We start from the raw sequence: 20,213 nt of genomic DNA, 5'->3' as shown, positions 1-20,213 counted from the left end.
CATGGAAATTTCAAAAGCTGAAATCGCTTCAGCATCCGCTGCATCCCATAAATCGTCCGGCGCGCAAGAGTTGCGTGGGGCTGAAATCGTGGTCAAGGCCCTTCAGGCCGAAGACGTCAAATTCATTTGGGGCTATCCCGGCGGCGCAGTTCTGCATATTTACGACGCGTTCTACAAGCAAGACACCATTCAGCACGTTCTGGTGCGCCACGAGCAGGCAGCTGTGCACGCGGCAGACGGCTATGCCCGTGCCACTGGCAATGTTGGCGTGGCGATGGTCACGTCTGGCCCCGGCGTTACCAATGCCGTGACCGGAATTGCAACGGCTTACATGGACAGCATTCCGATGGTGATCATTACCGGTCAGGTGCCAACGCACGCGATCGGGTTGGATGCGTTTCAGGAATGCGACACCGTGGGCATTACCCGCCCCATCGTGAAGCACAATTTTCTGGTCAAAGACGCCCGTGATTTGGCCGAGACCATGAAAAAGGCATTCCACATCGCCAGAAGCGGTCGCCCCGGACCTGTAGTGGTGGATATACCGAAGGACGTGTCGTTCAAGAAGGTTCCCTACGCTGGTTACCCGTCGTCGGTGGAAATGCGCTCTTACAACCCGGTTCGCAAGGGCCACGGCGGGCAGATTCGCAAGGCTTTGCAATTATTGTTGACCGCCAAACGCCCCTACATCTATACCGGTGGCGGCGTGTTGCTGAGCAACGCCTGCGCTGAGTTGCGTACCCTGGTGGATATGCTGGGCTATCCGGTTACCAACACCCTAATGGGCCTGGGCGCCTACCCTGCCACGGACCCCAAATTCCTGGGAATGCCGGGTATGCACGGCACGGTGGAGGCCAATAACGCCATGCAAAACTGCGATGTGTTGCTTGCGGTTGGCGCACGTTTCGATGACCGCGTGATTGGTAACACCAAACACTTTGCACAGAACGAACGCAAGATCATCCATATCGACATCGATCCGTCGAGTATTTCCAAGCGCGTCAAGGTCGATATTCCCATCGTGGGTGATGTGAAGGATGTGCTCGGTGAAATGATCGCCATGATCAAAGAGAGCGCAATCAAACCCGATGTCAACGCCCTGGGCGCCTGGTGGGAAACCATTGACGGCTGGCGCAAACGGGACTGCCTGAAGTACAGCATGGGCAAGGGCGATGTCATCAAGCCCCAGTACGTGGTGGAGACGTTGTGGAACATGACCAAGGATGCCGATACCTACATCACATCCGACGTGGGCCAGCACCAAATGTGGGCTGCGCAGTACTACAAGTTCAATGAACCGCGCCGCTGGATCAATTCCGGTGGTTTGGGCACCATGGGCGTGGGCATCCCCTATGCCATGGGTATCAAGCTGGCCAAGCCGGACAGTGAAGTGTTCTGTATTACGGGCGAAGGCTCGGTACAGATGTGTATCCAGGAACTGTCAACTTGCCTGCAGTACAACACGCCGATCAAGATTGTGTCGCTTAACAACCGCTACCTGGGCATGGTGCGCCAGTGGCAAGAGGTCGAGTACGAAGGACGATACAGCCACAGCTACATGGACGCGCTGCCCAATTTTGTGAAGCTCGCCGAAGCCTATGGCCATGTAGGCATGCTGATCGAGAAGCCACAAGATGTGGAGCCGGCGCTGCGCGAAGCGCGCAAGCTCAAGGACCGCACCGTGTTCATGGACTTCCGCACCGACCCGACCGAGAACGTGTTCCCCATGGTTAAGGCCGGTAAAGGTTTGACTGAAATGATTCTGGGGTCGGAAGACCTTTGATTGCCCCGCTCTTTAATCTTTTTTGACGAATCTATTGTTTGCCAAGCCCCAGCGTTACCGCGATGGGGGGAGGGCAGCGAAAAGAGGAATCTATTCTTATGAAACACATCATTGCAGTATTGCTGGAAAACGAGCCTGGTGCTCTATCCAGGGTGGTCGGACTTTTTTCGGCCCGTGGCTACAACATTGAATCGTTGACGGTGGCACCCACTGAGGATGCCACTTTGTCCCGCATGACGATCCAGACATCGGGTTCTGACGACGTAATCGAGCAGATTACCAAGCATTTGAACCGCCTGATTGAAGTGGTTAAAGTGGTTGACCTGACCGAAGGCGCCTACATCGAGCGCGAGCTCATGATGGTCAAGGTGCGTGCGGTGGGCAAGGAGCGCGAAGAGATGAAACGCATGGCGGACATCTTCCGTGGCCGCATCATCGACGTAACGGACAAGAGTTACACCATCGAATTAACGGGTGACCAGTCCAAAAATGACGCGTTCCTGGAGGCATTGGAGCGCGCAGCCATTCTGGAGACGGTACGTACCGGCTCTAGTGGTATTGGGCGTGGCGAGCGCATTCTGCGGGTTTAGTTTAGTCAGTTGGGGTCAGAGCACATCGCTTGCGCGAGCGGTCTGACCCGCAAATTTTTAACCATGGAGAGATGAAATGAAGGTTTTTTACGACAAGGATTGCGACCTGAGCCTGATCAAGGGCAAAACCGTTGCCATCATCGGTTACGGCAGCCAGGGTCACGCACACGCCCAGAATCTGAACGACAGCGGCGTGAAAGTGGTTGTCGGTCTGCGCAAGGGTGGCGCTTCTTGGGACAAAGTCGCCAAGGCTGGCCTCAAAGTTGCCGAAGTGAACGAAGCAGTTGCTTCCGCAGATGTGGTGATGATTTTGTTACCAGACGAAAACATCGCTGGCGTGTACACAGAGATTGAGTCCCACCTGAAGCAGGGCGCGTCGTTGGTGTTTGCACACGGTTTTAATGTGCATTACAACCAGGTCATTCCTCGCGCCGATCTGGACGTGTGGATGGTCGCTCCCAAGGCCCCTGGCCACACTGTGCGCAATACTTACACCCAGGGTGGCGGCGTGCCCCATCTGATTGCCATTCACCAGGACAAATCTGGCAAGGCCCGTGACCTTGCTCTGTCTTACGCCATGGCCAATGGTGGCGGCAAGGCCGGCATTATCGAGACCAACTTCAAGGAAGAGACCGAGACCGACCTGTTTGGCGAGCAGGCCGTTTTGTGTGGCGGTGCCGTTGAGCTGATCAAGATGGGTTACGAGACCCTGACCGAAGCCGGCTATGCGCCTGAAATGGCCTATTTCGAGTGCCTGCACGAGTTGAAGCTCATCGTCGATCTGATCTACGAAGGCGGCATTGCCAACATGAACTACTCCATCTCCAACAATGCGGAGTATGGCGAGTACGTGACTGGCCCTGAAGTCATTAACGACCAATCTCGTGCTGCCATGCGCAATGCCTTGAAGCGCATCCAGAATGGCGACTACGCCAAGATGTTCATCCAGGAAGGTCGCCTGAACTACCCCAGCATGACCGCACGCCGCCGCAACACGGCCGACCATTCCATTGAGAAGGTCGGTACCCAGTTGCGCGCCATGATGCCCTGGATTGCCAAGAACAAGCTGGTCGACCAGACCCGCAACTAAGCCTTAACGGCACCACGCAATGGCCACTTAGGTGGCCATTGCTATTTGTTGCGGCATTTCCCGACTACCATCAGGTCGGAAACAATGTATGCGGGTCGTTTCGTGATCCGTAGTTACTATAAGTTTGATAGCGCCTTACGTAATATCTACGAGGGCTGGAGGCCAATTTATGCATGACGGTGACGATTTCGATGAATCCGAAACAGAATTGGGTGTGATCAAGAAGCGCCGCAAGGGCATTTACATACTCCCCAATTTGTTCACGCTGGCGGCGCTGTTTGGCGGCTTCTACGCCATTGTGATGGCCATGGATGGTCGTTTTGACCAGGCGGTCATCGGAATTTTTTGCGCCATGGTGCTCGACAGTCTGGATGGCCGGGTGGCACGCATGACCAATACCCAAAGTGCATTTGGCGAGCAAATGGATTCCCTGTCTGACATGGTGTCCTTCGGCGCCGCACCGGCGCTGATTGCTTACCTTTGGGCCTTGAAGGGCCTGGGGCGATGGGGCTGGATTGCTGCCTTCGTCTACTGTGCGTGTGCTGCGTTGCGATTGGCCCGTTTTAATGTAAATACCACCGTAGTCGACAAGCGGTTTTTCCAGGGATTACCGTCGCCTGCAGCGGCTGCTCTGGTTATCGGTTTTATCGGTCTATTGAACGATCTTGGCATTCGCGGTGGTGACCATTTGGGCCTATTCGATGTGCGTTGGATCACCTTTGGCATTGCCCTGTTTGCCGGTCTGACCATGGTCACCAATGTGCCGTTTTACAGTTTCAAGGGCGGGCACATGAAACGCAGTGTGCCCTTTGCGGTTTTGGTGGCCATTGCCTTGGGTATTGCCGTAATCAACATCGACCCACCCACGGTGCTGTTTGGTGTTTTTGTTGCCTACAGCCTCAGCGGCTATGTTATTTACGGCTGGCGCAAGGCCAAGGGTTTGCGTACCAGCGTGATCAGTATTTCCACGGACGAACCGGAAGAACGCGGCCTGCACAAGTGAATTTTTGAATGCTGCCCAGGGGGGGCTCGTAAACTGTGGTACATTGAAACCATGAATTTTTCTGCACTAGCGCTACTACCCCTACGCCACCACGGGCGGAAGAAGTAGCGCACGCACTGAATCCAAAAAAGGCCCGTTAGCACCCGCAACGGGCCTTTTGCATTCAGGTTGCAATATTTCAGGTTACGGGTATTTTAAAGATCCACAGGAGTTAAGACATGGCTGACAAATTGATCATTTTCGACACCACCTTGCGCGATGGCGAGCAGTCTCCGGGTGCGTCCATGACCCGCGACGAGAAGCTGCGTATTGCCCGCCAGCTTGAGCGTCTGAAGGTGGACGTGATCGAAGCCGGCTTTGCTGCCAGCTCCAATGGGGATTTTGAGGCAGTGCAACTCATTGCCAATCACATCAAGGATTCGACCATTTGTTCGCTGTCGCGCGCCAATGACCGTGATATTGCCCGTGCTGCAGAGGCCCTCAAAGGTGCCAACCGGGCGCGTATCCACACTTTCATTGCCACTTCGGCGCTGCACATGGAGAAGAAGCTGCGCATGACGCCAGATCAAGTGTTTGAGCAGGCCAAACAATCGGTGCGTTTTGCCCGTAACTTGGTGGACGATATTGAGTTCAGTCCGGAAGACGGTTACCGCAGCGATGTGGACTTCTTGTGCCGCGTGATCGAGGCGGTCATCCACGAGGGCGCAACCACCATCAATGTGCCTGACACCGTGGGCTACGCCATTCCTGAGTTGTATGGCAACTTCATCAAGACATTGCGCGAGCGCGTTCCCAACTCGGACAAGGCGATTTGGTCGGTGCATTGCCACAACGATCTGGGCATGGCTGTGGCCAACTCATTGGCAGGCGTCAAGATTGGCGGTGCGCGCCAGGTTGAGTGCACCATCAACGGTCTGGGTGAACGGGCCGGCAATTGCAGCCTGGAAGAGGTGGTGATGGCAATCAAGACTCGCAAGGATTATTTTGATCTGGAACTGGGTATCGACACGCACCATATTCTGGCCGCCAGCCGCATGGTTAGCCAGACGACCGGTTTTGTGGTCCAGCCTAACAAGGCCGTGGTGGGTGCCAACGCGTTTGCCCATGCGTCCGGCATTCACCAGGATGGTGTCTTGAAGGCCCGCGACACCTACGAAATCATGCGTGCAGAGGATGTGGGCTGGACGGCCAACAAGATCGTTCTGGGCAAGCTCAGTGGTCGCAATGCCTTTAAGCAACGGTTGCAAGAGTTAGGTGTCCAGTTGGAAAGCGAAGCAGACATCAATGCCGCATTTACCCGTTTCAAGGAACTGGCCGATCGCAAGAGTGAAATCTTTGACGAAGACATCCTGGCGCTGGTGAGTGACGAAAGCGTCTCCCATGACAACGAGCAATTTGGCTTTGTATCGCTGTCCCAGCACAGTGAAACCGGTGAGCGGCCAGAAGCCAGCATCGTCTTCACGATGAATGGTCACGAGGTCAAGGGCACGTCCGATGGCAATGGTCCAGTTGATGCATCTCTCAAGGCCATTGAAGCCCACGTCAAGAGTGGCGCGGAGATGGTGCTGTACTCGGTGAACGCGATCAGCGGGTCAACGGAAAGTCAGGGTGAAGTAACGGTACGGCTGCAAAACAGTGGTCGGGTTGTTAACGGCGTGGGTTCCGACCCGGACATCGTGGTGGCGTCTGCCAAAGCCTATTTGAGTGCTCTCAACAAGTTGCAGAGCAAGTCCGAAAGGGTGGCTGCGCAAGGTTAAAGTCCGGGCATCTCCATATTTCTCCGGATTTCCTAGTTATTTGTTGAAGTTTGTCGCGCAAGTACTTGATCTTGCGTGACTTTTTTGTTTACACTGTCGTTCACAGGCAATTGCATTGATTGATTTTTCGTTCATATTGCACCGCCTTTGGGATACACAATGAAACCTTTTTTTGCCAAGCTCGGTTTTTTTGCCGCTTGTTCTGCGCTGGTTCTGGCTTCACTGTCAGTGAACGCCGCAACCCGCCATCCGACTTCTAGCGTCAAGCACCATCCCAAGAAAGTCGTGGTCAAGGCAAAGGCCAAAAAAACGCCCGTGGCCCGCCGCGTGGTTTTCATTCCCAAGGCACCGTCTTTTGGGCAAATAGCGGGATTGCATGGCGCATCCGACCCGCTGGACCTGAAATCCAGTGTGGCTTTTGTGATGGATCAAGACACGCAAGAAGTGCTGTTTCGCAAGAACGAGTTGGCCGTGTTACCCATCGCCTCCATCACCAAGTTGATGACCGGTTTGCTGATCAGCGAATCCAAGTTGCCAATGGATGAAATGATCACTATTTCCCAGGACGATGTGGATATGGAAAAGGGCAGCTCTTCACGGCTGCGTGTCGGTACGGAATTGAGCCGTGGCGAGCTGTTGCATCTGGCCCTGATGTCCAGCGAAAATCGCGCCGCCAATGCACTGGGTCGCACCTACCCTGGTGGGTTGCCGACATTTGTCAGCCTGATGAATGCACGCGCCAAAATGTTGGGTATGGCAGACACGCGCTATGCGGAACCTACAGGGCTGTCGAGCAAAAACCAATCTAGCGCCCGTGATTTGGCGACTCTGGTTGATTTCGCCTCTGGCAACCCAACTATGCGCGAACTGTCTACTTCCACCGGCTACCAGGTTGAGGTTGGGCATCGCACGCTCCAGTACAACAATACCAACCGTCTGGTGAAGAACCCGGCTTGGGATATCGGCCTGCAAAAGACGGGCTACATCACTGAAGCAGGCCAATGCCTGGTGATGCAGGCCAAGGTGGCTGGACGCAAATTGATCATGGTGTTCCTGGATTCCGCTGGCAAGTTCAGCCGCATTGCAGATGCCGAGCGCGTCAGGCGCTGGGTTGAATCCATTCCACCCAGCGTGAATAAAGCCGTGCCCATGGCCAGCACCGCAATCAACCACCAACTGTCCATCAACTGAACAGAGTTCTTTTAGGCCATGGTGCCGGGACGGTGCCCCAGCGTTTCTGAAATCTGCCGGGCCGTCTCCTTGAGCTTGGGCAGCCAACTGTCTTCCATACGCCCTGACGGTGCTGATATGGATAGTCCCGCGATCAGCTTGCCTTGGTCATCGTAGACACCAGCTGCCATGCATCGCACGCCCAGCTCCAGTTCCTCGTTGTCATTGGCTTGACCGTACTGGCGCACCCGTGATAACTCCCGCTCCAGGGTTTCCAGTTGCGTGATGCTGTTCTTGGTGTGGCCCTGCAAGCCTGTGCGGGTCACGTAGGCGCGAATGCGCTGGGGATCGTCCCCCGCCAAAAACAGTTTACCCACAGAGGTCAGGTGCAAAGGTGCACGTCCGCCAATGGCGCGTACCACCTGCATGCCTGAGCGTTCGCTGAAGGCGCGCTCGATGTAGACGATCTCGTCACCCTGGCGCACGCTGAGGCTCACCGGTTGCTGTGTGAGCGCGTGCAACTCCCGCATCGGTGCCAGGGCGGCATCGCGCACGTTCAGGCGCCCCTTGACCAGATTGCCAAGCTCCAGCAGCCGCATGCCCAGCCGGTAGCTACCGGGCTGGGTGCGGTCCACAAAGCGTCCGGTTGCCAAGTCGTTGAGGATGCGGTGCGCGGTGGAAGGGTGCAGGCCGGATTTTTCACTGATGTCTTTGAGGCTGATGGCCTCTTCACGGGAGGCGAGTACATCGATCAGGGTGAACATGCGCTCAATCACCTGTACCGTTGGCTTACTGGGAATGTCTGAAGGGCGTTTTGTCATGGTGTGCGAAGATCTTGATTTTATATCGTGGAATTGGTTGTGCCGGAAGTTATCCCTTGAGGCATCGCAGCGTGTTCACACCATTCCCCGTTGACCAGAATATGCATGGGCGCAAAGCGGGCCTTGTAGCTCATCTTGGTGCTTTCCTGAATCCAGTACCCCAGGTAGACGTAGGCCAGCCCCAGGCGACGGGCCTGCTGGATTTGCCACAGTACATTGAAGGTGCCGAAGCTGGCGACTTCATCCGGTTCAAAAAAGGTGTAAACGGCGGACAGGCCATCATCAATCACATCGAGTATGGACACCATCTTGAGCGCGCCGGTGGATCCGTCGGGCAAGGTCTCCCGAAATTCCACTAGCCGAGAGTTGACGCGGCTCTGCAGCAGGAATTGGGTGTACTGGTCCACGCTGTCTTCGTCCATGCCGCCGCCCGCGTGGCGGCTGTTCTGGTAGCGCAAATAGAGAGCGTAGTGTTCTGGCACAAAACCCAGGCGCAACACCCGCGCTGACAGGGTGTGGTGGCGGTTCCAGGCCCGGCGCTGACTGCGGTTCGGTTTGAATCGATCTGCAATCACCCGCAGTGGTGTGCAGGCCTGGCAACCATCGCAGTAAGGGCGGTAGGTGAACATGCCGCTGCGGCGAAAGCCCTTGCTGACCAGTTCGGAATACGTGGAGTTGTTGATCAGGTGGCTGGGCGTGGCGACCTGCGAACGCGCCATGCGGTTGGGCAGATAACTGCATTCATACGGCGCGGTGGCGTAGAACTGCAGGGTTTGCAGCGGAAAGTCTTTAAGGTCTGTCACAGTGAAGGCATCAGGCAGACAAAATATGATTCCAGTATAGGGGGCTGAAGTGCCAAAGCGGCGCTGGCTGCTCCTTCGCGTGGCGTATATGTTCTAAAAAAACACCACGCGGCATCTCGGCTGCGCCCAAGGACGCCAAATGGGCCGTATTTTGTTGGCAGTCGATGGCGCTAATGCGATGCTCCAGACAAAAGCATGCCAAGGCCGCCAAGGCGATCTTGGAGGCGTCATTCGCATGCGAGAACATCGATTCACCAAATACTGCATGCCCCAGGGCTACAAAGTAAAGCCCGCCTGCCAGTTGACCATTCACCCAGGTCTCCACGCTGTGGGCGTGGCCGGCTTCGTGCAAGTGCGTATAGGCTTGCACCATGTTAGGAACAATCCAGGTGCCGGGCTGACCGTGGCGAGAGGTGCCGGCACACGCGCTGATGACCTGCGCAAATGCAGTGTCGAACTGGATCTCACAACGTACGTCGGCCACGAACCGTGCCAGCACCTTGCGCAAGGAGCGGCGCAGGCGAAAGTTGGCTACCGTGAGCACCATGCGAGGGTCTGGACTCCACCACAGAATAGGTTGCCCCTTGCTGAACCACGGAAATATGCCGTTGGCGTAGGCTTTACACAAGGTACCGACCGACAAGTCGCCGCCGGCTGCCAACAACCCCGGTGCATCGGTTTGTCCGTCCCATGTGCTCTCTACTGCAGGGAACGCGTCGCCGGGTTCCAGCCATGGCAGTGCGGAAGGTGAATGCGACATAGCGCAGATGGTAGCGAATGAGTGCACAAAAATTTTCTCGCGCTGAAAAAGATTGGTGCTTCGAGCGGTTAGAATACTGGCTGTCGGCGTGTAGCGCAGCCTGGTAGCGCACCTGCTTTGGGAGCAGGGGGTCCAAGGTTCGAATCCTTGTACGCCGACCACTATTCAAAACAAAGGCTCCAGAGTGTCGGTACTTCGGGGCCTTTGTGCTTTGTGCCCGTACTCCATTGCACAGTGCAGCAGCCGTTAGCTCATCTGGATAGAGCACCAACCTTCTAAGTTGGGGGTAACTGGTTCGAGTCCAGTACGGCTGGCCACCTTCCCCGACGCATTTTTACCCGCGGCTACTTGTGCAGCGCTGATTTCCAGTCGCGAAACACGTCCAGGTCAACGCCGTCGGGGTAATTCAGCAGGCCGGGTGTGTGACCCTTTTTACCTGTTACACCATACTGCCAGATGATGGCCTTGGTCTTGCGGTCGATCACCATCACGCGGTCGTGCAGGTCATCCACCACCAGAATGTCACCAGTCTCGGGCAGTTCGCGGGCTATGGAGCAGTGATCCAGCATGCCTTCGCCTTCTTTTACAAAATATTCCCAGGTCACCTTGCGCGTGGACGGATCGAAAATCACGATCCGACCGGGCTTCCAGAAATCCGCCACGATGACCTGCTTGCCGTCTGCGGTGGGGAAGGCGTCGGATGGGTAGTGCATATTGGGCGCCTTCACGCTCCACAGCACCTTGCCTTCGCGTGTTACGCGGGAAATCCAGGCATCCTGGATCTCGGTAACCAGCAGATCTCCATTTTCCATGGGCGTGGCGCCATTCGGGTAGGCCAATTGCTTGGGGGGATTGTGCTTGCACTGGCCTGGTGTTCCCCACTGGGTGGTGATGGCGTTGGTCTTGGGATCAAACCTGGCCCTTTGCCACGGTGATCGGGTATTCCGTAGGTCCAGGTCAACTCCTTCTTCTCGTAGTCCACCAAATGGATGTCGAAATTATCTTCCTCGCTGACCGCGATCTGCTTGCCGTCAGCAGAGAAATTGACATCTTCGTTGCCACGGTAGAACTTGAGATTGGGCGATGGGAACTCCCAGACGATGCTCTTGTCCGGTGCGATCTCGATCAGCCGGTTGTTACGCCGATCGGCAATCACGATCGGGTAAGGCAGTGGCTTGCCCCACGATGGCGCGCGGTTGGTGCGGCTACCAGTTACCGGTGGAATGGGCGGCAGCGTGACGCCGCTGGAGACCATCCCAGCACCTGTCATCTCTGGAGTCACGGTGACTTCGATGCCGGCTGCAGGGTCTTTCTTGACCTTCTGTGCCAGAACAGGGTTACATAGGCTTGCCAGAACGGCCAGCGCAATGAGTTTTAGACGGGCTGGACGATTAGTGGTGTGAAGCATGGCGATTCCCTGGCGTGCAGGGCGAGCGGTTGACAAAAGCATCGCAGCCATTGTCTGCAGTGGATGAGAGCCGGCTTTGACTTGACGCAAGGTCACCGTGATCTTTGCCGGCGAAGACGCCTGGGGGACAACGTGGGAGCGCTATTGGCTCTCCAGCACAACGCGCTGGTGTAATGGCTGTACTGTGCGGGCGTTGTCGGAAAACCGCTGGCGGTAGAGCGCCAACTGGGCGCTGGAAAGCTCTACGGGCTGCTTCAAAACCAGCCAATCAACCCCTTCAGTGCAGGGTGGGGCAGTTAGCGAACCGGTATAGCGGTAGTAGCCATGTCCGCTCGGTAGCAGATCACCGGCATGGATGCGGACGTCGGGGTGGACATGGTCGCCATCGGCCCGCGCTGGGATGAGTGGCAGCAAGCGCCCCAGCACTGGATTTTCTGCCCCTGTGCGAAACAGCACGACCACCGCCAGTAACTGCCCCGAGGTGCTCTTGTGCAACAGGTGGGCGGCCATGGGGAAATCTTCACCGGCGATGCGGTCCCCACCGGGAGTATGAAAGTGGAACTGCTGCAGAGCGTAGCGCTCTGAGCCTATGCGCAAGGTTTGACCGGGAGCGAACCGGACACGCACGGTGTGACCATCGTCGGCAATGCGCAGTGGTACGGACTGATACTGGAAATCCAGTGCAGGCAGTGGTTTGCGCAAAGTGGCCTGAATGTCAATCGGGGACTGCCGCTTTCCACTGTCACACACACTTGCGGCAGCCGGAACAGTCAGGCACAGCAACCACAGGAGTGTGAGCAAAAGTGCGGGCAGCAGTCGCATGGTGCGTGTCATTCGATGTTCAGCGACTGCACTTCACAGTCCTCATGCAGCCACCGCGCAATGGCGGCTTGCATCTTGCTGGGGTCTCCCGTGGTGCCAAAGACGACTGCTGGCGCCAAAGTGTGTTCAGTGGCCAACCAGCTGCGTGCGGCCAGCAGACGACGGGTTTGGCGGGCAACGGGTGCGCCGCCTTCCAGAAAAATTACGGATTCGCCCACCTGCGCACGCAGGATGTCGGCGGCAAACGGGTAGTGGGTACAACCCAGGACAAGCGTGTCCACGCAATTTTGTTCTATGCCAAATGGGCCACTAGCCCTCGTGAAGTATACACATAGCGCTTCTGTTTTAATAGCATCGTTCTGCTCAATGGCGTCCGCGAGTCCGTCACATGCTTGCAAAACAAAGTCGGCCTGATCCTGCAGTGATGCAAGCAACACCCGAAATTTTTCGCTGTTCAGAGTGCCTCGCGTCGCCAGCACGCCAATGCGCCGGGTGTGGCTTTGGGCTGCTGCCGGCTTGAGTGCGGGTTCGATGCCGACGATGGGCAGATCGGGAAATTCCTGGCGCAATTGCAGGATGGCCGCCGCCGTTGCGGTGTTGCATGCCACCACCAAGGCTTTGATACGGTGCTGCGCCACTAGGTAGCGGGTGATGGCCTGCGAGCGGGCTACGACATGGGTGTCATCGCGTTCGCCATAGGGTGCGTGGCCACTGTCGGCCACATACACAAACCGCTCGTCGGGTAACTCTGCCCGCAAGGCCTGCAACACGCTCAAGCCGCCAACCCCGCTGTCAAAAACGCCGATGGGGTCGCGGCTACGTGCCTGGGGCTGTGGCGCGTCGGCCATCATGCGGCTTGGCCTATTTCGCCGTGATGGTGATGTTTTTGAATTCACCCAGGGCAATCTTCTTCTGCCACTCGGCCGGACCCGTGATGTGGGCGCTGGTGCCGCCTGCATCTACTGCCACGGTGACGGGCATGTCCACCACGTCAAATTCGTAAATGGCTTCCATGCCCAAATCGGCAAAGCCCACCACCTTGGCGGTCTTGATTGCCTTGGACACCAGGTAAGCGGCGCCGCCCACGGCCATCAGGTACGCACTCTTGTGCTTTTTGATGGCTTCGATGGCGACTGGGCCGCGCTCGGCCTTGCCGACCATACTGATCAGACCGGTTTGGCTGAGCATCATCTCGGTAAAACCGTCCATGCGAGTTGCCGTGGTGGGGCCGGCAGGGCCAACCGCCTCATCACCAACCGGATCGACTGGGCCCACGTAGTAGATGACGCGGTTGGTAAAGTCCACCGGCAGCTTCTCGCCCTTGGCCAGCATGTCTTTGATGCGCTTGTGCGCGGCGTCGCGCCCGGTGAGCATTTTGCCGTTGAGCAGCAGGGTTTGGCCGGGTTTCCAGCTGGCCACTTCTTCTTTTGTCAGCGTGTTCAGATCGACCTTTTTGCTCTTCACGTAGTCGGGCGCCCATTGCACGTCGGGCCACAGGTCCAGTGACGGTGGGTCCAGGTAGACCGGGCCGCTACCGTCCATCACAAAATGGGCATGGCGGGTGGCTGCGCAGTTGGGGATCATCGCAATCGGTTTGCTGGCGGCGTGGGTCGGGTACATCTTGATCTTGACATCCAGCACGGTGGTCAGGCCACCCAGACCTTGCGCACCAATGCCCAGGGCGTTGACCTTCTCAAACAGTTCCAGGCGCAGTTTTTCGACGTTGGTGAGTGTGGCGCCGCCCGCTTTCGATTGCTCGGCTTTGGCTTGCAACTCGTACATATCCAGGTCGTCCATCAGGCTTTCCTTGGCCATCAACACAGCCTTCTCGGCCGTGCCCCCAATACCAATGCCCAGCATGCCGGGCGGGCACCAGCCGGCACCCATCGTGGGCACGGTTTTCAGTACCCAGTCCACCACCGAGTCGCCGGGGTTGAGCATGGTCATCTTGCTCTTGTTCTCGCTGCCGCCGCCCTTGGCCGCCACGGTTACTTCCACGGTGTTGCCGGGCACGATCTCGGTGAAGATCACCGCCGGGGTGTTGTCTTTGGTGTTCTTGCGCAAAAACTCCGGGTCGGCCACCACGCTGGCGCGCAGGGTGTTGTCGGGGTGGTTGTAGCCTTGGCGCACGCCTTCGTTGATGGCGTCATCCAGGCTGCCGGTAAAGCCTTCCCAGCGCACATCCATGCCCACTTTGAGGAACACGTTGACGATACCGGTGTCTTGGCAAATCGGGCGGTGACCGGTGGCGCTCATTTTGCTGTTGGTCAGAATTTGTGCAATAGCGTCTTTCGCCGCAGGGCTTTGCTCGCGCTCGTAGGCGCGGGCCAGGTGGGCGATGTAGTCTGCAGGGTGGTAGTAGCTGATGTACTGGAGTGCGGCTGCAACCGATTCAATGAGGTCGGTCTGGCGGATGTGGATGGTCATGATTTTGGCGCGGTAAATTGACTGTGGGGTTAACCCGCAGAGTTTAGCCAATCTGGCCCACAGGCGGCTGACGCACAGCATGGGGGCCACAACTCGCCGCCGGGCCGCCCCAAGGCGAGTTAGCCCCCTCGGGGGGCAGCGACCCGCGTAGCGGCGGAGCATGGGGGCCAGTGAGTCAGTGATATGTAAGTGCTTGGAGCCAACATCCGGCCAGCTTTTGATTCAACCGAGGAGACATTTCATGACCGATACCGCCGCCAGCGAGAGCCACGTCTATCTGCCCAGCGCAGACTTCGTCAAGAACGCTACCATTTCTGGCATGCCCGCATATGAAGCGTTGTGCAAGGAAGCCGAAACCGATTACGCAGGCTTCTGGGCGCGTCAGGCCAGGGAGTTGCTGTCCTGGAAAGTACCCTTTACGCAGGTGCAGGATGAGAGCAATGCGCCGTTTTTCAGGTGGTTTGCTGACGGCAAGCTCAACGCCTCTTACAACTGCCTGGATCGCAATGTGGAGAAAGGCCTGGGTGACAAGACCGCCATCATCTTCGAAGCCGATGGCGGCGAAGTCACCAAGATCAGCTACAAAGACCTGCTGGCCAAAACCTGCCAGATTGCCAATGGTTTGAAGTCGATCGGCATCAAGAAGGGCGACCGCGTAGTCATCTACATTTCCATGTCCATCGACGGCGTGGCTGCCATGCAGGCCTGTGCCCGCATTGGCGCAACCCACACCGTGGTGTTTGGCGGCTTCTCGGCCCAGTCGCTGCGTGACCGTATTGAAGACACCGGCGCAGTGGCCGTCATCACGGCCGATAACCAGGTGCGTGGCGGCAAGCAGTTGCCCCTGAAGTCCATCATTGATGAAGCTTTGGCACTGGGTGGCTGTGAATCGATCAAGAACGTGCTGGTCGTCAAGCGCAGTGGCTCCGATATTGCCATGACTGCAGGTCGCGACCAGTGGATGCAAGATGTTGTGGGTAGCCAGCCCACCACCTGCGAACCGGAATGGGTCGAGGCCGAGCACCCCTTGTTCCTGCTCTACACGTCTGGCTCCACTGGCAAACCCAAGGGTGTCCAGCATTCCACCGGTGGCTACCTGCTGCACGCGGCCCTGACCACCAAGTGGACATTCGATTTGAAGGACAACGACGTGTTCTGGTGCACGGCCGACATCGGCTGGGTAACGGGCCACACGTACATCACTTACGGCCCTCTTGCCTTGGGTGGCACCGAGATTGTGTTTGAAGGCGTGCCAACCTACCCAGACGCGGGTCGCTTCTGGAAGATGATTCAAGACCACAAGTGCACCGTGTTCTACACCGCACCCACGGCCATCCGGTCGCTGATCAAGGCCGCAGAAGCCAATGACGCCGTGCATCCCAAGAGTTACGACCTGTCCAGCCTGCGCCTATTGGGTTCGGTGGGCGAGCCGATCAACCCCGCTGCCTGGGAGTGGTACTACAAGCATGTTGGCGGCAGCAAATGCCCCGTTGTGGACACCTTCTGGCAGACCGAAACCGGTGGCCACATGATCACCCCCCTGCCGGGTGCAACCCCCATGGTGCCCGGCTCCTGCACACTGCCGTTCCCTGGCATCTATGCCGCCGTTGTGGACGAGACGGGCAAGGATGCTCCCAACGGCCAAGGCGGCATTTTGGTCGTCAAGAAGCCCTGGCCAGGGATGATCCGAAACATTTGGGGTGACCCCGAGCGATTCAAGAAGAGCTACTACCCCGAAGATTTCAAGGGCAAGTACTACCTTGCAGGCGATGGTGCCATTCGTGACGTGAAGACGGGTTACTTCACCATCACCGGCCGCATCGACGACGTGCTGAACGTTTCGGGTCACCGCATGGGCACCATGGAAATCGAATCAGCCCTGGTGAGCTGCACCGAACTGGTGGCCGAAGCCGCTGTGGTGGGCCGCCCTGATGACACCACTGGTGAAGCCATCTGTGCCTTCGTGGTGCTCAAGCGTCCACGCCCCACCGGCGACGAAGCCAAGGCCATTGCCAAGCAGTTGCGTGATTGGGTCGGCAAGGAGATTGGCCCCATTGCCAAACCCAAGGACATCCGTTTTGGCGACAACCTGCCCAAGACTCGGTCCGGCAAGATCATGCGCCGCCTGCTGCGCTCGGTGGCCAAGAACGAGGCCATTACGCAAGACACGTCCACGCTGGAAAATCCGGCCATTCTGGATCAACTGGGTCAAGCCTACTAAGCGGTTGTCCTGAACCGTGGTCCAGAGCCCGCTTCGGCGGGTTTTTTCATTCCTGCTGCATGGCCGCTTGGGTTACAGTGGAACAAGGTGCAAAAGGGAATGCGGCAGGTTCTAACCAACGGCCGTGTTGTCGTGAAATCAGGAGGCAGTCATGTATTTCTTGGGTTTGGGTCTGATCTTGTTGGTCATGAAGTGGTTGGAAATTGGGCCCGTGGCAGTCTGGGATTGGTGGGTGGTTCTGGCGCCATTTGGTCTGGCCATTGCGTGGTGGGCTTGGGCCGATGCGTCGGGCTATACCAAGCGCAAGGCTATGGAAGTTGAGGATGCACGCCGTAAAGACCGCATCGATCGCAGCCGCGATGCGCTGGGCATGCTGAGCCGCAAGAACAAGCGACGTTAGGGTCTGTGCCGGCAGGGGCACAATACGGGCCATGCTGATTCATCCCCAAATTGATCCCGTGGCCCTGCAAATCGGGCCAGTTGCCATCCACTGGTATGGCCTTACCTACCTGGCCGCCTTTGCCCTGTTCATGTTCTTGGGCAAACTGCGCTTGCGGCACGCGCCTTTCTCTACCATCGAGGGGCCTGGTGCCTGGTCCTTCCGCGACGTTGAGGACATCCTCTTCCTGGGTGTCATGGGAGTGGTGTTGGGCGGGCGCATAGGTTACTGCCTGTTTTACAAACCTGCTTACTACCTTAGCCATCCACTGGAGGTATTTGCCGTTTGGCAAGGTGGCATGAGTTTCCATGGTGGCATGCTGGGTGTGATTGTGGCTATGGTGTGGTACGCCCTGTCCCGCAAGAAGCCGTTTTGGCAGGTGGCCGACTTTGTTGCGCCGTGTGTTCCTACTGGACTGGCGGCAGGGCGGGTGGGCAACTTCATCAACGGAGAGTTGTGGGGTCGCCTGTGCGACCCGGATTTGCCGTGGGGCATGGTGTTTCGCGGTGCTGGTGATCTGCCACGCCACCCTTCGCAGGTCTACCAGTTCTTGCTTGAAGGGATTTTGTTGTTTGTTTTGCTGTGGTGGTATGCCGGCAAGGCGCCTAAACAAGGACGGGTGGCTGCGGCCTTTCTGTTTGGCTACGGCGTGATGCGTTTCATCGCAGAGTTCTTCCGCGAACCCGATGCATTTCTGGGTTTGCTGTCCCTGGGCATGAGCATGGGGCAATGGCTGTGCGTGCCCATGATTGTGGGCGGTGCCCTGCTGTGGTGGTGGATGGGTACCCGCACTACCGCCAAAGTTACCTGATACAAAGCTAACGGAACCCTCGGGTTTGTCCGGGGGTAGAAAGCCTTGCCAGTACGAGGCAATATCCTAATAATTATCGGTAATTATTGAAAATAATCTGGCAATTCTTATGCGCCTGGTCCCAAACTCCCTGCATGTCAAAGTGGCAACCCTGCTACGGGCGCAAATCTTTGACGGCGATCTGGCGCCGGGCAGTTTCATTGACGAGGCCGCCCTGTGCGCCAGCCTGAAAATATCCCGCACGCCATTGCGGGAAGCCCTGAAGGTCTTGGCAGCAGAGGGCCTGGTACGCCACGAGCCGCGTCGCGGCAGCTTCGTCAACCAGGTTACTGAACAGGACCTGGACGAGATTTTTCCGGTCATTGCTTTGCTGGAGGGTCGCTGTGCCTTTGAGGCCGCCCGCAACGCCAGCGATGCCGACATTTCCGCTTTGGACACCTTGCATACCCGGTTACGGGAGCATGCCCAGGCCAAGCGAATTCAGGGCTATTACGACACCAACTACACCATCCATGAGGCCATCATTACGCTGGCCAACAACCGTTGGCTGGCGCAGGCCATTGCTGATCTTCGCAAGATCCTCAAGCTGGCGCGCCAGCAGCAGCTCTACGCGCCGGGTCGGCTGGAGCAGAGCCTGGGTGAACACCTGGCGATTTACGCCGCTCTGCGCGAGCGCGATTCCGAGGGGGCTGAAGCTGCCATGCGCGAGCACATTACCCGCCAACGCGAGGCCCTGCGGGTGCTGGCGCGTGAGCAGAAGAGCAGGCTGCTGGCATGAAGCCCACCAATTGGATCAGTCGCAACGTCTCGCGCTTGCTGCCAGCAGTGAGTGCGGAGCAAAAAGAGGCTCCAGCCCTCGATAAAACAGCGCAGACAGCTATCAAATCAGGAGCAAATGCGGAGCGAACAGTGGATGCTGACAAACGACCGCGTTCCACCCATGTGCGCCTCAAGGCCACACTGGGCCAAAAGGATGAGGCCCTGTCGCCCCGCGTGCTGCGGCGCATCCTGCAGGAGTTGCACGCCATCATTGACCCGAAGGTCAGCGAAGTGGAGGGCGGTCGACGTGCCCAGGCCATTGCCGCCTGGTATGCGGGCGCCACGCCCGAGCACCGGCGCGACCTGTGGCTGCTGATGAGTGAACAGTTTGTGGCTGATCCGCTCAAGGTCAAAGCTGCCCAGGTGCAGTTTGCCGCTGCCGTGGGTACGCCCGAAGAGGCAGTGGCCGAGGTTAACTATCGCCGGGCCACCGTGTCTCCACGCCGGCGGGTGCTGCAGCGTTTCAGCGTTTATCCCGGTGGTATCGAGTTTCTGGTGAACCTGCGCGCGGAGATGCAGCCCAGCCTCAAGCAGGACAAACGCCTGATGGCGCTGGATGTGGAGATGGAGTACATGTTCTCCACCTGGTTCGACGTGGGCTTTCTGGACCTGCGGCGCATCAGTTGGGATTCACCGGCGTCGCTGATCGAAAAGCTGATCCAGTACGAAGCCGTGCACGACATCAAAAGCTGGGCCGACGTCAAAAACCGGCTGGACAGCGACCGGCGCTGCTACGGATTCTTTCACCCCCGCCTGCCGGGTGTGCCGCTGATTTTCGTGGAAGTGGCTCTGGTGGACGAGATGGCGGGGGCAATTACACCGTTGCTGGATGAACAAGCTGCCCATGCCGACCTGAGCCGCGCCACCACGGCCATCTTCTATTCCATCAGTAACACCCAGACCGGCCTGCGCGGTGTGAGCTTTGGTGATTCGCTGATCAAGCGGGTGGTGGAAACGCTGAAAGAAGAATTCCCCAAGCTCAGGATCTTTGCCACGTTGTCGCCGATTCCGGGCTTTCGTGCCTGGCTGGGCAAGCATGTGGGGCCCCTGATTGAAGCATTGAACGAGCGGGAAAAACTGGCACTGGGCCGCGCCGTGGGTTGTGAGCCACCCGGTCCCACCGATTTTTTGGCCGCCGTTGATACGCCCCTGACCCTGACCGAGAAATCTGCGGTGCGCCAGATGCTGCTGCGCTGCGCTGCACATTATCTGGGCCAGGCCCTGGTGGATGGCAAGCCAGTGGACCCGGTGGCACGTTTCCACCTGGGCAACGGGGCGCGGGTGGAGCGACTTAACTGGGCGGGCGACCCTTCTGGCAAAGGACTCAAGCAGTCCTATGGCCTGATGGTCAATTACCTGTATGACCTGCGGCGCCTGGATAAGCACCGTCGTCAATTGGCGCAGGGCAAGATTCCCGTGTCCAAAGCGGTCGAGGCACTTTTTATCAAACCAACCTAGCACGAGTTCTGCACGACGATTCACAACAGGA

General features: G+C 57.7%; 19 protein-coding genes and 2 tRNA genes. 13 read left to right on the top strand and 8 right to left on the bottom strand.

What is annotated here, in order from left to right; genetic code table 11:
• Position 1 precedes the first annotated feature (1 nt).
• The 6 genes from IPI80_RS11625 (at position 2) to IPI80_RS11600 (ending at position 7,414) form a co-directional block, all read left to right on the top strand.
• Positions 2 to 1,783 carry an acetolactate synthase 3 catalytic subunit gene (locus IPI80_RS11625; RefSeq protein ID WP_413860207.1) on the top strand — a complete coding sequence of 594 codons (1,782 nt, stop codon included), beginning with the start codon at positions 2 to 4 and terminating at the stop codon, positions 1,781 to 1,783.
• 98 nt (positions 1,784 to 1,881) lie between these two features.
• The gene (ilvN, locus tag IPI80_RS11620; RefSeq protein ID WP_413860205.1) at positions 1,882 to 2,373 is read left to right on the top strand and encodes an acetolactate synthase small subunit; all 492 of its coding nucleotides are present in this window, start codon (positions 1,882 to 1,884) and stop codon (positions 2,371 to 2,373) included.
• A 76-nt stretch (positions 2,374 to 2,449) separates the two neighbouring features.
• Positions 2,450 to 3,463 (top strand): ketol-acid reductoisomerase, encoded by a 1,014-nt coding sequence (gene ilvC / locus IPI80_RS11615; protein ID WP_413860203.1) that lies wholly within the window; start codon positions 2,450 to 2,452, stop codon positions 3,461 to 3,463.
• Positions 3,464 to 3,632: 169 nt separating this feature from the next.
• On the top strand, positions 3,633 to 4,466 hold the full coding sequence (pssA, locus tag IPI80_RS11610; RefSeq protein ID WP_413860201.1) for a CDP-diacylglycerol--serine O-phosphatidyltransferase: 834 nt from the start codon (positions 3,633 to 3,635) through the stop codon (positions 4,464 to 4,466).
• 218 nt (positions 4,467 to 4,684) lie between these two features.
• Positions 4,685 to 6,223: a 2-isopropylmalate synthase gene (locus IPI80_RS11605; protein ID WP_413860199.1), complete on the top strand. Its 1,539-nt coding sequence runs from the start codon at positions 4,685 to 4,687 to the stop codon at positions 6,221 to 6,223.
• Between the two features lie 159 nt (positions 6,224 to 6,382).
• The gene (locus IPI80_RS11600) at positions 6,383 to 7,414 is read left to right on the top strand and encodes a serine hydrolase (protein WP_413860197.1); all 1,032 of its coding nucleotides are present in this window, start codon (positions 6,383 to 6,385) and stop codon (positions 7,412 to 7,414) included.
• An 11-nt stretch (positions 7,415 to 7,425) separates the two neighbouring features.
• On the opposite strand, the gene IPI80_RS11595 is transcribed toward IPI80_RS11600, so the two are convergent.
• From IPI80_RS11595 to aat, 3 genes are read right to left on the bottom strand one after another with little or no spacing between them, the layout of a single operon-like run.
• Positions 7,426 to 8,214 carry an IclR family transcriptional regulator gene (locus IPI80_RS11595; protein WP_413860195.1) on the bottom strand — a complete coding sequence of 263 codons (789 nt, stop codon included), beginning with the start codon at positions 8,212 to 8,214 and terminating at the stop codon, positions 7,426 to 7,428.
• Positions 8,215 to 8,234: 20 nt separating this feature from the next.
• On the bottom strand, positions 8,235 to 9,017 hold the full coding sequence (locus IPI80_RS11590; RefSeq protein WP_413860193.1) for an arginyltransferase: 783 nt from the start codon (positions 9,015 to 9,017) through the stop codon (positions 8,235 to 8,237).
• 10 nt (positions 9,018 to 9,027) lie between these two features.
• The gene (aat, locus tag IPI80_RS11585; protein ID WP_413860191.1) at positions 9,028 to 9,777 is read right to left on the bottom strand and encodes a leucyl/phenylalanyl-tRNA--protein transferase; all 750 of its coding nucleotides are present in this window, start codon (positions 9,775 to 9,777) and stop codon (positions 9,028 to 9,030) included.
• Between the two features lie 84 nt (positions 9,778 to 9,861).
• Between aat and IPI80_RS11580 the strand changes: the two genes are divergently transcribed.
• A tRNA-Pro gene (locus tag IPI80_RS11580) sits at positions 9,862 to 9,938 on the top strand.
• Positions 9,939 to 10,017: 79 nt separating this feature from the next.
• Positions 10,018 to 10,094, top strand: a tRNA-Arg gene (locus IPI80_RS11575).
• A gap of 27 nt (positions 10,095 to 10,121) precedes the next feature.
• Here IPI80_RS11575 and IPI80_RS11570 read toward each other — a convergent pair.
• From IPI80_RS11570 to IPI80_RS11550, 5 genes are read right to left on the bottom strand one after another with little or no spacing between them, the layout of a single operon-like run.
• Positions 10,122 to 10,589 carry a PQQ-binding-like beta-propeller repeat protein gene (locus IPI80_RS11570; RefSeq protein WP_413860189.1) on the bottom strand — a complete coding sequence of 156 codons (468 nt, stop codon included), beginning with the start codon at positions 10,587 to 10,589 and terminating at the stop codon, positions 10,122 to 10,124.
• The gene (locus tag IPI80_RS11565; protein ID WP_413860187.1) at positions 10,532 to 11,281 is read right to left on the bottom strand and encodes a hypothetical protein; all 750 of its coding nucleotides are present in this window, start codon (positions 11,279 to 11,281) and stop codon (positions 10,532 to 10,534) included. The genes IPI80_RS11570 and IPI80_RS11565 overlap by 58 nt, the downstream gene beginning before the upstream one ends.
• 45 nt (positions 11,282 to 11,326) lie before the next feature.
• The gene (locus tag IPI80_RS11560) at positions 11,327 to 12,007 is read right to left on the bottom strand and encodes a carbonic anhydrase (RefSeq protein ID WP_413860185.1); all 681 of its coding nucleotides are present in this window, start codon (positions 12,005 to 12,007) and stop codon (positions 11,327 to 11,329) included.
• An 8-nt stretch (positions 12,008 to 12,015) separates the two neighbouring features.
• The gene (gene murI / locus IPI80_RS11555) at positions 12,016 to 12,858 is read right to left on the bottom strand and encodes a glutamate racemase (RefSeq protein WP_413860183.1); all 843 of its coding nucleotides are present in this window, start codon (positions 12,856 to 12,858) and stop codon (positions 12,016 to 12,018) included.
• Positions 12,859 to 12,868: 10 nt separating this feature from the next.
• The gene (locus tag IPI80_RS11550; RefSeq protein WP_413860181.1) at positions 12,869 to 14,434 is read right to left on the bottom strand and encodes a fumarate hydratase; all 1,566 of its coding nucleotides are present in this window, start codon (positions 14,432 to 14,434) and stop codon (positions 12,869 to 12,871) included.
• 241 nt (positions 14,435 to 14,675) lie between these two features.
• Between IPI80_RS11550 and acs the strand changes: the two genes are divergently transcribed.
• The 5 genes from acs to IPI80_RS11525 all read left to right on the top strand — a co-directional run bounded on the left by acs (position 14,676) and on the right by IPI80_RS11525 (position 20,182).
• Positions 14,676 to 16,655 (top strand): acetate--CoA ligase, encoded by a 1,980-nt coding sequence (gene acs / locus IPI80_RS11545; RefSeq protein ID WP_413860179.1) that lies wholly within the window; start codon positions 14,676 to 14,678, stop codon positions 16,653 to 16,655.
• A gap of 151 nt (positions 16,656 to 16,806) precedes the next feature.
• Positions 16,807 to 17,055 carry a TIGR04438 family Trp-rich protein gene (locus IPI80_RS11540; protein WP_413860177.1) on the top strand — a complete coding sequence of 83 codons (249 nt, stop codon included), beginning with the start codon at positions 16,807 to 16,809 and terminating at the stop codon, positions 17,053 to 17,055.
• Positions 17,056 to 17,086: 31 nt separating this feature from the next.
• Entirely contained in the window at positions 17,087 to 17,905 is an 819-nt protein-coding gene (gene lgt, locus IPI80_RS11535) for a prolipoprotein diacylglyceryl transferase (RefSeq protein ID WP_413860175.1), read from the top strand.
• A gap of 109 nt (positions 17,906 to 18,014) precedes the next feature.
• Positions 18,015 to 18,683: a GntR family transcriptional regulator gene (locus tag IPI80_RS11530; protein WP_413860173.1), complete on the top strand. Its 669-nt coding sequence runs from the start codon at positions 18,015 to 18,017 to the stop codon at positions 18,681 to 18,683.
• Complete coding sequence (locus IPI80_RS11525) at positions 18,680 to 20,182, top strand: malonyl-CoA decarboxylase domain-containing protein (RefSeq protein ID WP_413860171.1); 1,503 nt, start codon at positions 18,680 to 18,682, stop codon at positions 20,180 to 20,182. Before IPI80_RS11530 ends, IPI80_RS11525 begins: the two co-directional genes overlap by 4 nt.
• The last annotated feature ends 31 nt before the right edge of the window (positions 20,183 to 20,213 follow it).

This window comes from Candidatus Aalborgicola defluviihabitans (assembly GCF_016705985.1).
Classification (GTDB): Bacteria; Pseudomonadota; Gammaproteobacteria; order Burkholderiales; family Burkholderiaceae_C; genus Allorhodoferax; species Allorhodoferax defluviihabitans.
The sequence above is the reverse complement of the archived record's forward strand: the minus strand, read 5'-3'. Positions and strand labels throughout refer to the sequence as shown.